General features: G+C 74.2%; 11 protein-coding genes. 9 read left to right on the top strand and 2 right to left on the bottom strand.

Annotated features, from left to right (window positions below; genetic code table 11):
- The first annotated feature begins 13 nt into the window (after positions 1 to 13).
- From kamD to AC5RWQ_RS25025, 4 genes are read left to right on the top strand one after another with little or no spacing between them, the layout of a single operon-like run.
- Positions 14 to 1,576, top strand: coding sequence for a lysine 5,6-aminomutase subunit alpha (kamD, locus tag AC5RWQ_RS25040; RefSeq protein WP_494285095.1), 1,563 nt, complete (start codon positions 14 to 16; stop codon positions 1,574 to 1,576).
- The gene (kamE, locus tag AC5RWQ_RS25035; protein WP_334493955.1) at positions 1,573 to 2,352 is read left to right on the top strand and encodes a lysine 5,6-aminomutase subunit beta; all 780 of its coding nucleotides are present in this window, start codon (positions 1,573 to 1,575) and stop codon (positions 2,350 to 2,352) included. Before kamD ends, kamE begins: the two co-directional genes overlap by 4 nt.
- Positions 2,349 to 2,741 (top strand): 3-aminobutyryl-CoA ammonia lyase, encoded by a 393-nt coding sequence (gene kal, locus AC5RWQ_RS25030; RefSeq protein WP_494285094.1) that lies wholly within the window; start codon positions 2,349 to 2,351, stop codon positions 2,739 to 2,741. The genes kamE and kal overlap by 4 nt, the downstream gene beginning before the upstream one ends.
- Positions 2,738 to 4,075 carry a glutamate mutase L gene (locus tag AC5RWQ_RS25025; RefSeq protein ID WP_494285093.1) on the top strand — a complete coding sequence of 446 codons (1,338 nt, stop codon included), beginning with the start codon at positions 2,738 to 2,740 and terminating at the stop codon, positions 4,073 to 4,075. The genes kal and AC5RWQ_RS25025 overlap by 4 nt, the downstream gene beginning before the upstream one ends.
- A 382-nt stretch (positions 4,076 to 4,457) precedes the next feature.
- On the opposite strand, the gene AC5RWQ_RS25020 is transcribed toward AC5RWQ_RS25025, so the two are convergent.
- On the bottom strand, positions 4,458 to 5,084 hold the full coding sequence (locus AC5RWQ_RS25020; protein ID WP_494285092.1) for an alpha/beta fold hydrolase: 627 nt from the start codon (positions 5,082 to 5,084) through the stop codon (positions 4,458 to 4,460).
- 142 nt (positions 5,085 to 5,226) lie between these two features.
- On the opposite strand from AC5RWQ_RS25020, the gene lnt reads away from it, so the two are divergent.
- From lnt to AC5RWQ_RS25005, 3 genes are all read left to right on the top strand, one after another.
- Positions 5,227 to 6,840 carry an apolipoprotein N-acyltransferase gene (lnt, locus tag AC5RWQ_RS25015; protein ID WP_494285153.1) on the top strand — a complete coding sequence of 538 codons (1,614 nt, stop codon included), beginning with the start codon at positions 5,227 to 5,229 and terminating at the stop codon, positions 6,838 to 6,840.
- Between the two features lie 34 nt (positions 6,841 to 6,874).
- The gene (locus AC5RWQ_RS25010) at positions 6,875 to 7,654 is read left to right on the top strand and encodes a polyprenol monophosphomannose synthase (protein WP_494285091.1); all 780 of its coding nucleotides are present in this window, start codon (positions 6,875 to 6,877) and stop codon (positions 7,652 to 7,654) included.
- A gap of 91 nt (positions 7,655 to 7,745) precedes the next feature.
- A complete protein-coding gene (locus AC5RWQ_RS25005) occupies positions 7,746 to 8,273 on the top strand; it encodes an FxsA family protein (protein WP_494285090.1) in 528 nt (175 codons plus the stop codon).
- Between the two features lie 64 nt (positions 8,274 to 8,337).
- Here AC5RWQ_RS25005 and AC5RWQ_RS25000 read toward each other — a convergent pair whose 3' ends face one another.
- Positions 8,338 to 8,679 (bottom strand): RNA polymerase-binding protein RbpA, encoded by a 342-nt coding sequence (locus tag AC5RWQ_RS25000; RefSeq protein ID WP_334494118.1) that lies wholly within the window; start codon positions 8,677 to 8,679, stop codon positions 8,338 to 8,340.
- Positions 8,680 to 8,897: 218 nt separating this feature from the next.
- On the opposite strand from AC5RWQ_RS25000, the gene AC5RWQ_RS24995 reads away from it, so the two are divergent.
- Positions 8,898 to 10,379, top strand: a complete 1,482-nt coding sequence (locus tag AC5RWQ_RS24995) for a peptide MFS transporter (protein WP_494285152.1) — start codon at positions 8,898 to 8,900, stop codon at positions 10,377 to 10,379.
- Between the two features lie 44 nt (positions 10,380 to 10,423).
- The gene (locus tag AC5RWQ_RS24990; RefSeq protein ID WP_494285089.1) at positions 10,424 to 12,481 is read left to right on the top strand and encodes a molybdopterin-containing oxidoreductase family protein; all 2,058 of its coding nucleotides are present in this window, start codon (positions 10,424 to 10,426) and stop codon (positions 12,479 to 12,481) included.
- Positions 12,482 to 12,497: the final 16 nt, after the last annotated feature.

Here is a 12,497-nt window from a genome sequence, read left to right as displayed (position 1 = left end):
GCGAGGTGACGGCGTGACAGGCAAGCTTGACCTGGATCCGGCGCTGGTCGCCCGGGCGCGGGAGTTGGCGCGCCGCGCCGGGCGGCCGGTGGTGGATCTGGCGCGCAGCCACACCACGGTGTCGGTGGAGCGGGCGGTGCTGCGGTTCGCCGGGGTGACCGGTGCGGACCCGGACGGCATTCCGTGGGTGAATCGTCTCGTCGACGCGGTGGTCGCGGACGTGGGTCTGGGGCACGGGGTGGCGGCGCCGGTGTTCGACGCCCTGGCCCGCGAGGGGATCACCGACGTGACGCTGCTGGCGCAGAAGGCGGCGGCGGGGTCGGTGCGTTTCGCGCAGCCGACCGGGAAGGCGGCCACCGCGGCGCGCAAGGCGGCGCGGAGGGCGGTGGCGGCGGGGATCCGGCAGGTCGACCGGCGTCGGGCCGAGCGGGACCGGCTGGTGAAGCGGTACGGGGACCCCAAGCAGCGGCCGTGGATCTACCTGATCGTGGCGACCGGGGACATCTACGAGGACATTCCGCAGGCGCAGGCGGCGGCCCGGGCGGGCGCGGACGTGATCGCGGTGATCCGGTCGACGGGGCAGTCGCTGCTGGACTACGTGCCGGAGGGGGCGACCCGGGAGGGGTTCGCCGGCACGTACGCCACGCAGGAGAACTTCCGGCTGATGCGGGCGGCCCTGGACGAGACGTCGAGGGAGCTGGGCAGGTACGTGCGGCTGACGAACTACGCGTCGGGGCTGTGCATGCCGGAGATGGCGGCGTTGGCCGGCCTGGAGCGGCTGGACATGATGCTCAACGATTCGATGTACGGGATCCTGTTCCGCGACATCAACCCGATCCGCACGTTCGTGGACCAGCGGTTCTCCCGGCAGGTGCACGCCCGGGCGGGCATCATCATCAACACCGGTGAGGACAACTACCTCACCACCGCCGACGCGGTGGACGAGGCGCACACGGTGACGGTGTCGCAGCTGCTCAACGAGTATTTCGCGCACGAGGCGGGGCTGGCGGACTGGCAGTTGGGGCTGGGGCACGCGTTCGAGATCAACCCGGATGTGCCGGAGTCGTTCCGGCTGGAGCTGGCGCACGCGCTGCTGGCCCGGGAGCTGTTCCCGGACGCGCCGCTGAAGTGGATGCCGCCGACGAAGCACATGACCGGTGACGTGTTCCGCGGCAACCTGCTCGACGGGTTCTTCAACCTGGTGGGCGCCATGACCGGTCAGGGCATCCTGCTGGTCGGCATGATGACCGAGGCGGTGGTGACGCCGTGGCTGTCGGACCGCGACATCGCCCTGCAGAACGTCCGTTACGTCCTCGGGGCGGCCGGTGGGCTGCACGAGGACTTCGTGCCGGCGCCGGGCGGGTTCATCCAGCAGCGCGCGAACCGGGTCCTGGGTGAGGCGCTGGACCTGCTGGAGCGCATCGGTGACCAGTCGCTGCTGTCGGCGATCGCCGAGGGCACCTTCGGGATCATGAAGCGGCCCGCTGACCGGGGCAAGGGCCTGTCCGGGGTGGCCGCCCACGACGGCGACTACTACAACCCGGCCACCGAGATCCTGGAAGGGCCGGCCGCATGAGTGGCGTCGACACGGGTGCCGCGGGCGCCGACAAGAAGATCGTCCGGCCGTACGGGGACACCACGGGCGACGGCATGGTGCAGGTGTCGTTCACGCTGCCGGTGTCGCACGACAAGCGGGCCGAGGGCGCGGCGATTCAGCTGGCCAACAGGATGGGCATCGACCCGGCGATGCTGGTGCACGCCAAGCCGATGAGCGACGGGTTCACCTTCTTCGTGGTGTACGGGCGGGTGAACCATCTGGTCGACCTTTCCCAGGTGCAGGTGGTGGAGCGGGACTTCCCGCTGCTGTCGGCCAAGGAGGTCAACACGGTGGTGAAGCAGCGGCTGCGGCGCAAGCTGTCCGTGGTCGGCGCGTGCATCGGTACGGACGCGCACACCGTGGGCATCGACGCGATCCTCAACGTGAAGGGCATCGCCGGGGAGAAGGGCCTGGAGTACTACCGGGAGCTGAAGGTCACCAACCTGGGCGCGCAGGTCAGCGTCCCGGAGTTGGTGGAGGCGGCGCGGGTGGAGAAGGCCGACGCGGTGCTGGTGTCGCAGGTGGTGACGCAGCGTGACGCGCACCTGCACAACACCCGGGAGATGTCGGCGGCGTTCCGGGAGGCCATGCCGGCCGGGAAGCGGCCGCTGCTGATCGTGGGTGGGCCGCGGTTCGACGAGAAGATGACCGACGAGTTGGGCGTGGACCGCATCTTCGGCCGGGGCACCACCCCCGGTGAGGTGGCCTCCTACCTGGTGCACGCGCTGATCACGAGTAAGAAGGCGAAGGCATGAGTGATTCCCGGGTCGGGCTGACCGTCACCCACCGCCGGTACGTGCCGTACGCGCACGCCCACTACGCGGGGAACCTGGTCGACGGGGCGTACGCGCTGGGGTTGTTCGGGGACGTCGCCACCGAGGTGTGCATCCGCACCGACGGCGACGAGGGGCTGTTCGCCTCCTACTCCGACGTGCAGTTCAGGGCGCCGATGAAGGCCGGTGACGTGCTGGAGGTGGTGGCCACGGTGACCCGGGTGGGCACCCGCAGCCGCACCATCGACTTCGAGGCCCGGGTGGTGTGCCGGGGCCGGCCCGACCGGGGCGAGTCGGCCGCGGAGGTCCTCGACACGCCGATCGTGGCGGTGGCCGCGACCGGCACCGTGGTCGTACCCCCGGTGGCGTGAACCTCGCCGTCTGCGCCGACGTCGGGTCGACGTACACGAAGGTCGCGGTGGTGGACCTCCACGGCGGCCGGCTGGTCGCCGCCGGGTCCGCGCCGACCACCGTCGGCACCGACGTGCTGCACGGCCTGGACGCCGCGGTCGGCGCGGCGACCGCCGGCCTCGCCGTGCGCGACGTGCCCTGGTACGTCTGCTCGTCGGCCGGCGGTGGCCTGCGCCTAGCGGTGATCGGCTACGAGCCGCTGGTGACCGCGCAGGCCGGGCGGCGGGTCGGCCTGTCCGCCGGGGCGAACGTGGTGCACGTGGCCGCCGGGCGGCTCGGCGCGGCGGAGCTGACCGCGCTGCGGGCCGCCCGCCCCGACGTGGTGCTGCTGGTCGGCGGCACCGACGGCGGCGACGCCGACACCCTCACCCACAACGCGACCCGGCTGGCGAGGGCCCGTTGGCGGGTGCCGGTGGTGCTGGCCGGCAACGTCGACGTCCGCGACGACCTGCACGCCCTGCTGGCCGCCGCGAAGGTGCCGGTCACCGTGGCCGACAACGTGCTGCCCCGCATCGGGGTGCTCGCCCCCGCGTCGGCGCGGGCGGCGATCCGGGAGGTGTTCCTGCGGCACGTCATCGGCGGCAAGCGGCTGTCCCGGGGCAACCGGTTCGCCCGGCTGGTCCGCGCGGCCACCCCCGACGCGGTGCTGACCGGGGTGGAGGTCCTCGCCGACGCCCTCGGCGGCGACCTGGCGGTCGTCGACGTGGGTGGGGCCACCACCGACGTGTACTCGGTGCTCACCCCCGACGAGCGGGCCACCGGCCCGGGCCGGGAGGTCGCCGGGACGCTGTGGCGGGCCCGCACCGTCGAGGGCGACCTGGGCATGCGGTGGAGCGCACCCGGGGTGGTCCGCGCCGCCGCCGAGGAACGCCTGCTCGCGGTGGGGGAGCAGGACGACCTGGCGGCCGCCGCGGCGGTCCGCGCCGCCGATCCCGGCTTCCTCGCCGGCACCGACGCCGACCGGGCCGCCGACCGGCGCATCGCCGCACTGGCCGCCACGGTGGCGTTGCGCCGGCACGCCCGCGGCGCCGCCACCGGGGAACGGGCCGGCCGGGACCTGCGCGATGTGCGGCTGATGGTGGGCTCCGGTGGTGTGCTGCGTCACGCCGCCACCGCCGACGCCGCCGGGGTGCTCGCCGCCGTCCTCGGCGACCACGCCGGTGGGTGGCCGCTGCCCCGCGCCGCCCGCGCCGTGGTCGACGTCGACTACGTGCTGGCCGCCGGCGGGTTGCTCGCCGGAGATCATCCGCGGGCGGCGCGGGCGTTGCTGCGCGGGCGTCTCGGCACGGATTGAGACGCGCCGACGCGACACGCCGTGTTGCAACACACGACTGGCCCAAGGCGGGTTGACAGCGGCGGGGGTGCAAGCCGTACCGTCTTTGAGTCCTACTACGGGAAGCGGCTGTTGTTCGCTTCGTCCCTTCGTCCGCTGGCCGAGCGACACGGTGCACGTCGTCGCGGCGGCCAGGTCCAGCGGGCGGGGGTCGGCGGGGCGGCGCGAACCGGCCGCGATTACCGGTGTACGGGCAGGGTGAAAGGCACGGCCAGTAGACAACGGCCAGGCGGGGGCAGCCAGTCCACGTCCGGTCGGTCCGAAGGTCGGCGCCGCTCATCCTCGCCCCACCGGCCGGGAAGGGCCTGGGAGCATCGGGGCGCGGCGGAAGCCGCGCCCCGATTTAGTTCCCGCCTCGGACCTGCCGCCGGTACGCCTCCAGACGGTCGGCGAGCAGCCGCGGCTGGCTGAGGGCGAGCAGGTGACCGCCGGGCAGCTCGTCCGGCTCGACGCCGAGACGCTCGGCGGCCAGGCGGCGCTGGAAGTCCGCCGGGAAGAACCGCGCCGCCGACTCCTGCGGCTCGCCGGCCGCCATCAGTCGTGCGGTCACCTCCTCGGGCACGTCGTGGAAGAAGTCCACCATCAGGTCCACGTGGTCACCGTCGGCGCGGTCCTGCGCGGCGGCGTACGCGGCGCGGGCCCCGGCGTGGCCGGTGGCCGCCCACCAGTCGCCCGCCGACTCTCCGGGCGCGGGGATCATCGGGTTGACCAGGACCAGCAGCCGCACCGCCGGATGGTCGGCGACCAGCGGCGCGGTGAACGCGCCCAGGGACTGCGCCACCAGCACCACCTCCGGGTGCGGGTCGACGGCGGCGCGGACCGTGTCGGCGTACTCGGGCAGCGCGGCGTGCTCGTCGGCGGCGGGAAGGTCCACCGCGACGGCCAGGCGGCCGCGCCGGCGCAGCTCGTCAACCAGCAGCTGCCAGTAGGTGGCGCTGCCACCGGCGCCGGGGATCAGCAGGTACGTCATCGTCGCCTCCGCCGGCCGGGCTCGGTCAGTCCCACCGGCGCAGCATGCCAGCCGGGTACGACGGGAACCGCGGACGGGCGGCTGGCGGCGGATGCCGACGTCGGCCGGGTAGCCTTCGGCCCGTGATCGTGGTGAGGTGCCGGTGACGACGCTCGACCGGAATGAGACGCGCACCCCTGCGGTGGCCCGCCGGGCGGGCGCCGGGCGGCCGCTGCCGCTGCGGGTGGCCGTGCCGCTGGCCGTCGCGGCCGGCGTGGCGCTGCTGCTGGCCTTCCCCCCGTACGGGGTGTGGCCGCTCGCGCCGGTCGGGGTGGCGGCGCTGGGCGCGGCCGCGCACCGGCGCCGGTTGCGCGCCGGCGCCGGCCTGGGCTTCCTGACCGGGGTGGCGCTGTTCGCGCCGCTGCTGGAGTGGACGAACCTGCACACCGGCTACCTGCCGTGGGCGCTGCTGTCCCTGCTGCAGGCCGGCTACCTGGCGCTGCTCGGCGCCGCCACCGCCTTCGTGTCCCCGCTGGTCGACCGGTGGCGGTGGAGCTGGCCGGCGGTCACCGGGCTGCTCTGGGTCGGGCAGGAGGCGCTGCGTGGCCGGACCCCGTTCGGCGGGTTCCCGTGGGGACGCCTGGCGTTCAGCCAGGACGGCTCCCCGCTGCTCGGACTGGCCTGGCTCGGCGGCGCCCCGCTGGTCACCCTCGCCGCCGCGCTCACCGGCGGGCTGCTGCTGACCGCCGCGTGGCGGCGCCGGCCGGCCCGCGACCCGCGGTCGTGGGCGCCGGTGGCCGGGCTCGCCGCCGCGGCGCTGGCGGTGACCGGCGTCGGGCTGCTCGCCCCCACCGGTGGCGGCGCCGGGCGGACGGTCACCGTGGCCGTGGTGCAGGGCAACGTGCCCCGCCTGGGGCTGGACTTCAATGCCCAGCGGCAGGCCGTGCTCAACAACCACGTCGACGCCACCATCGCCCTGGCCGCCGAGGTGAGCGCCGGCACGAAGTCCCGCCCCGACCTGGTGGTGTGGCCGGAGAACTCCTCCGACATCGACCCGCTGCGCAACCCCGGCGCCGGGGAGCGGATCTCCGCCGCCGCCGACGCCATCGGCGCGCCCATCCTGGTCGGCGCGGTGCTGCTCGGCCCCGACCGAGGCCAGGTCCGCAACGCCGGCATCCTCTGGCGCCCCGGCACCGGCCCCGACATGCGGCAGCTCTACACCAAACGTCACCCGGTGCCGTTCGCCGAGTACGTGCCGCTGCGCACCATCGCCCGGGCGGTCAGCTCCCAGGTCGACCGGATCCGCGCCGACTTCGTCCCCGGCGCCACCCCCGGCGTGGTCGACGCCGGCCCGGCGGTGCTCGGCGACGTGATCTGCTTCGAGGTCGCCTACGACGGCCTGGTCCGCGACACCGTCGACGGCGGCGCGCAGCTGCTGGTGGTGCAGACCAACAACGCGACCTTCGACGTCGCCGAGGCCCGCCAGCAGCTGGCCATGGTCCGGTTGCGCGCCGTCGAGCACGGTCGCGACGCGTTGATGGCCTCCACGGTCGGGGTGTCCGGGTTCGTGACCCCGGACGGGCGGGTAAGCGGCGCGACCGGGTTCAACACCCGCGCGGTGGTGCTGCGGCAGGTGACGCTCACCGACGGGCGTACCCCGGCCAGCCGGGCCGGCGTGTGGCCGGAGGTCGCGCTGGCCGGACTGGCCGTCGCGGCGCTGGCCGGCGCGGCGGTGCTGCGCCGCGCACGCCGCCGGGAGGCCACACCCGGCCGGTAGGCCGGACACCGCGCCGGCAGATGCGGAGGATGCGGTGGGCAGCGACGCAGTCGACGGGGGCCACCCCGGCGTGGGTCGGGTGCTGGTGGTGATCCCCACCTACAACGAGGCCGACAACGTCACCGACGTCGTGGCCCGTGTCCGGGTGGCCGCACCGGCCGTGGACATCCTCGTCGTCGACGACAACAGCCCCGACGGCACCGGTGCGCTGGCCGAGGCGATGGCCGCCACCGACCGGCACGTGCACGTGCTGCACCGCCCCGGCAAGGAGGGGCTCGGCGCGGCGTACCTGGCCGGGTTCGGGTGGGCGGCGGCCCGCGACTACGACGCCGTGGTGGAGATGGACGCCGACGGCTCGCACGCCCCGGAGGACCTGCCGGCGCTGCTGGACGCCGCCCGTGACGCCGACGTGGTCATCGGGTCGCGGTGGACCAGCGGGGCGAAGGTGGTGAACTGGCCGCTGCGGCGGCTGCTGCTGTCGCGCGGCGGGAACCTGTACGCGCGGCTGGCCCTGGGCATGCCGGTCTCCGATGCCACCGGCGGTTACCGGGTGTACCGGGCGGCCGCGTTGCGGGCGATGGAGCTGGACGCGGTCCGCTCGCAGGGGTATTCGTTCCAGGTGGAGCTGTCCCGGCTGGCGCACCGGTCCGGGGCGCGGATCGTGGAGGTGCCGATCACGTTCGCCGAGCGGGAGCGGGGGGCCAGCAAGATGAGCCCGCTGATCGTCGCCGAGGCGCTGTGGCGGATCACCACGTGGGGGTTGCGCGATCGGCGTCCCCACCGCCAGCGCGGCGGCCACGACCGGTGGCCGTGAGCGGCGGCGTGTCATGCTGGAGGGGCGGGATGTCCGTTCCTTCCCGGGTCCGGTTTCCGGGCGAGGCGCCCGCGTGAGGCGATGAGGTGAGATGCGCCGATACCTGAGGTTCGTGCCGCCGGCCCTGCTGGTGGTGGTGCTGCTGGAACTGGCCGCGTTCGTGGGCGTGGGCCGGGCGATCGGCTATCCGTCGGCGGTGCTGCTGGTGTTCGCGGCGTCGCTGCTCGGCCTGGTGCTGCTGCGCCGGGAGGGAATGCGGGCGTGGCGCGGGTTCCGGGAGTCGGTGGAGTCGCGGCAACCGCCGGGTCAGCAGGTCACCGACGGGCTGGTGGGCCTGGTGGGCGCGCTCTTGCTGGCCACCCCGGGCCTGGTCAGCGGTGTGGTCGGGTTGTTGCTGCTGGTGCCGCCGGTGCGTCGGCTGGCCCGCGGCGGGGTGCAACGTGCCGCGGAGCGCCGGGTGTCGTCGATGGTCGCCGGTGACCTGTTCGGTCCGCGGGTCGTGCGGGTGCGCCGCGGCGCGCCGACCGGCGAGCCGACCGTCGACGCCGATGTCGTCCGGCCGACGGTGGTCGACGGCGGGCGGGCCATCGAGGGGGAGATCGTCGAACCGCGGCCGTGAGCCGCGGACACGACGGCGCCCCCGGGAATCATCCCGGGGGCGCCGATTCGTTCAGGTGGGGCGCTCAGGCGCGACCGCGGCGGGTACGGACCTCCTGCAGCCGCTCGGCCAGGATGTCCTCCAGCTCGGCGATGGAGCGACGCTCCAGCAGCATGTCCCAGTGGGTACGCGGCGGCTTGGCCTTCTTCTGCTCCGGCTCGGTGCCGTCGACCAGCCGGGCGACACTGCCGTCGAACTTGCACTCCCAGGTCGAGGGGACCTCGGCGTCGACGGCGAACGGGACCTCGAACTGGTGACCCTTGGCGCAGAGGTACTCGCGGGTCTGACGCGGCGCGAGCTCCGTGTTGCGGTCGGATTCGTAGCTGACCGCGCCCAGTCGGCTTCCGCGCAGCATACGATCGCCCATGATCGACTTCCCCTCGCTCGTGGTGCTGGTCTCTCGGTGTAACGGTCCGTCGCCGCCGGGGCATTCCCGCCCAGGTGGGTGATCCGGCCGCACGGCCCCTGCAAGGGTAGCCGGCCATCACGCGAACCCGGCGGGGTCGTCCCCGGCCGGGTCGAATCGGTGGAGTGTTTCGGCGCTCACCGGGGATGTTAGCCGCCCCAGAGGTGCCGGAGGTGACGATGACCAGTGACGCGCCGGTCCACGACCGCCCCCCGGCGGGCCGGACCTTCTTCGGTCACCCGCGCGCCCTGTCCACGCTCTTCCTCACCGAGATGTGGGAGCGGTTCAGCTTCTACGGCATGCGCGCCATCCTGGTGCTGTACCTGACCGCGTCGGTCGCCGACGAGGGCCTCGGCATGGGGGAGTCCACCGCCAACGCCGTCTACGGCACCTACAACGCCATGGTGTACCTGATGGCGCTACCCGGCGGTTGGGTCGCCGACCGGCTGATCGGCGCCCGGCGCAGCGTGCTGGCCGGCGGCGTGGTCATCGCCGCCGGACACTACGTGATGGCGATCCCCACCGGGTGGAGCGTCTTTGCCGGCATGACGCTGATCGTGTTCGGCACCGGCCTGCTCAAACCCAACATCTCGACCATGGTCGGCGACCTGTACGACCGGGACTCCCCACGCCGCGACGCCGGGTTCTCGATCTTCTACATGGGCATCAACCTCGGCGCATTCCTCGCCCCGCTGGTCTGCGGCTTCCTCGGCGAGAAGATCAACTGGCATCTGGGGTTCGGCGCCGCGGCGGTCGGCATGACCTTCGGCGTGCTCCAGTACGTGCTGGGCCGGCGCAACCTCGGTGAGGCCGGCGCCCGCCCCGCCGACCCGCTGCTCGGCGCGGACCGCCGCCGCGCGCTGACCCGCATCGGCGTCGGCGTGCTGGTGCTGCTGCTGGTCCTCGCCGCGCTCGCCGTGGCCGGGCTGTTCAGCGTCGACACCGTGGTCAACCTGCTCACCGTCGCCACCGTGCTGATCGCCGTCGGGTACTTCACCCGCATCATCACCGACCGGGAGATCAGCCCCGCCGAACGCAGCCGGATGAAGGCGTACCTGTGGCTGTTCGTCTTCGCCGCCGCGTTCTGGCTGATCTACGACCAGGCCGGCTCGGTGCTCAACATCTTCGCCGAGGACCGCACCGACCGGAACACCCTCGGCTTCACCTTCCCCGCCTCCTGGCTCCAGTCGGTCAACCCGATCCTGATCATCATCGGCGCGCCGCTGTTCGCCTGGCTCTGGCTGCGCCTGGGCCACCGCGTCTCCACGCCGGCTAAGTTCGCCGTCGGCCTGGTGCTCAACGGCCTGTCCTTCGTGCTGATGGCCGCCGCCGCGCAGGCCGCCGTCGGCGGCGACCTGGTCTCCCCGTGGTGGCTGGTCGCCGTCTACGCCATCCAGGTCGCCGGTGAGCTGTCCCTGAGCCCGGTCGGGCTCTCCGCCACCACCAAACTCGCCCCGGTGAAGTACGCCAGTCAGATGGTCGGCCTGTGGTTCCTGGCCACCGCCGTCGGCGACGCCATCGGTGGCCAGGTCGCCCGGCTGGCCGAGAAGTGGCCCGAACCGACGTACTTCCTCACCTTCGGGTTGGCGTCGGTGGCGTTGGGCCTGGGCGCGGTCATGTTCAGCCGGCACATCTCCCGGCTGATGGCCGGCATCCACTGACGCGGGGCGGCCCGCCCGGGCGGGCCCCGGATAGCATCCGCGCCATGACCACCACCGTGCACCGGGGCGCCTGCCCGCTGGACTGCCCGGACACCTGCGTGTGGCAGCTCACCGTCACCGACGGCCGGGCCGTCGCGCTGCGCGGCGACAAGAACCACCCGTTCACCCGCGGCGCGCTCTGCGGCAAGGTCAACCGCTACCTCGACGCGGTCAACGGCCCCGACCGGCTCACCGAGCCCCTGGTCCGGGTCGGCCCCAAGGGCGCCGGGCCGGTGGCGTTCCGGCCGGCGAGCTGGGACGAGGCGCTCGGGCGGGTCGCCGCGGGGCTGCGCGCCGGCATCGACCGGCACGGACCACAGTCGGTCCTGCCGTACTACTTCGCCGGCACCATGGGCTTCGTGCAGGGCTGGACGATGGGCCCGCGGCTATTCGCCCACCTCGGGGCGTCCCGGCTGCGCACCACCATCTGCACCGCCGCCGCCCGCGCCGCCCTCGGCTCGCTCTACGGCGCCTCGGTCGGCTTCGAACCGGAGTCGATCGTGGACGCCGGGCTGGTCGTGCTCTGGGGGGCGAACCTGCTCTCCACGAACCTGCACCACTGGCCGTTCGTGCAGGAGGCGCGGCGGCGCGGCGCGTACCTGGTCACCATCGACCCGCTGCGTACCGACACCGCCGCCCGCAGCGACGAGCACGTCGCGCCGCTGCCCGGCACCGACGCGGCCCTCGCCCTCGGGCTGATGCGCCACGTCCGCGACCTCGGCGCCGCCGACCGGGAGTGGCTGGCCGCGCACACCGTCGGCTGGGACCGCCTGGAGGCCCGCCTCGACGAGTGGCCCGTCGAGCGGGCCGCCGCCGAGTGCGGCCTGGACGTCGCCGTCGTGCGCCGGCTCGGCGAGCGGATCGCCACCACCCGGCCCACCGCGATCCGGGTCGGACTGGGCCTGCAACGCCACGCCGGCGCCGGCCAGGCGATCCGGGCCATCTGCGCGCTGCCGCTGGTCACCGGAGACTTCCGCCACCCGGGCGGCGGGGCGCTGTGCACCACCTCCGGGCACCACCGCATCGACCCCGGCCGGGTGACCACCCCGGCGGGCATGCCCGCGCCGGCGGCCCGGTCGATCAACATGAGCCGGCTCGGCGCGGCGCTGACCGGCGAGGCCGACCCGCCGGTGACGTCGCTGGTGGTGTTCAACGCCAACCCGGCCGCCACCGCCCCCGACCAGAACCGGGTCCGCGCCGGGTTGCGCCGGGCCGACCTGTTCACCGTCGTGCTGGAACAGCGCTGGACCGACACCTGCGACTGGGCCGACGTGGTGCTGCCGGCCACCATGCAACCCGAACACCTCGACCTGCAGACCTCGTACGGGCACCACTACGCCACCCTCAACCTGCCCGCGGTGGCCCCGCCCGGGCAGGCGCTGCCGAACACCGAGATCTTCCGCCGGCTCGCCGCCGCGCTCGGGCTGGACCACCCCCGGCTGCGCGACAGCGACGAGGAACTGGCCCGGCAACTGCTCGACGGCTCCGGGCTGCGCTACGAGGACCTGGTGGAGCGCACGTACGCCCGGGCCACCGGCGTGGACGTCGGCTCCGCCCCGTACGCGAAGGGCGGTTTCCCCACCCGCGACGGCCGGGCCCGGCTGTACGACCCGGCGTTGACCGCGCAGGGCGTCGACCCGCTGGTCGGCTACACCCCGCCGGCCGAGGTCGCCGACCCCGAGCTGGCGCGGCGCTTCCCCCTCGCCCTGATCTCCCCGGCCGGCCGGTTCCTGATGAACTCGACCTTCGCCTCGCTGCCCTGGCACCGCGACCGCACCGGGCCGCCCCGGATCCACCTGCACCCCGACGACGCCGCCGTGCGGGGCCTGACCGACGGCGACCCGGCGCGGGTGCACAACGACCGGGGATCGTTCCTGGCCGAGGTGGCGGTCGACGACGCCACCCGGCCCGGGTTGGCGTTCACCTACAAGGCGTACTGGGCGCGGCTGAGCCCGGGCGGCAGCACCGTCAACGCGGTCACCGGCGTCCGGGACACCGACCTCGGTGGCGGACCGACCTTCCACGACACCCGGGTGCAGGTCGAGGCCGCCCCGCCGGCCTGACCCCGCGGTCGCCGGC

Source organism: Micromonospora sp. BS32, from assembly GCF_059089345.1.
The sequence above is the reverse complement of the archived record's forward strand: the minus strand, read 5'-3'. Positions and strand labels throughout refer to the sequence as shown.

Excerpts from the sequence above, each read along its gene's own strand:
- kal (WP_494285094.1), top strand. The coding sequence starts at position 2,349 with ATGAGTGATTCCCGGGTCGGGCTGACCGTCACCCACCGCCGGTACGTG.
- kamE (WP_334493955.1), top strand. The coding sequence starts at position 1,573 with ATGAGTGGCGTCGACACGGGTGCCGCGGGCGCCGACAAGAAGATCGTC.
- AC5RWQ_RS25020 (WP_494285092.1), bottom strand. The coding sequence starts at position 5,084 with ATGACGTACCTGCTGATCCCCGGCGCCGGTGGCAGCGCCACCTACTGG.
- AC5RWQ_RS24990 (WP_494285089.1), top strand. The coding sequence starts at position 10,424 with ATGACCACCACCGTGCACCGGGGCGCCTGCCCGCTGGACTGCCCGGAC.
- AC5RWQ_RS24995 (WP_494285152.1), top strand. The coding sequence starts at position 8,898 with ATGACCAGTGACGCGCCGGTCCACGACCGCCCCCCGGCGGGCCGGACC.
- AC5RWQ_RS25005 (WP_494285090.1), top strand. The coding sequence starts at position 7,746 with ATGCGCCGATACCTGAGGTTCGTGCCGCCGGCCCTGCTGGTGGTGGTG.
- AC5RWQ_RS25000 (WP_334494118.1), bottom strand. The coding sequence starts at position 8,679 with ATGGGCGATCGTATGCTGCGCGGAAGCCGACTGGGCGCGGTCAGCTAC.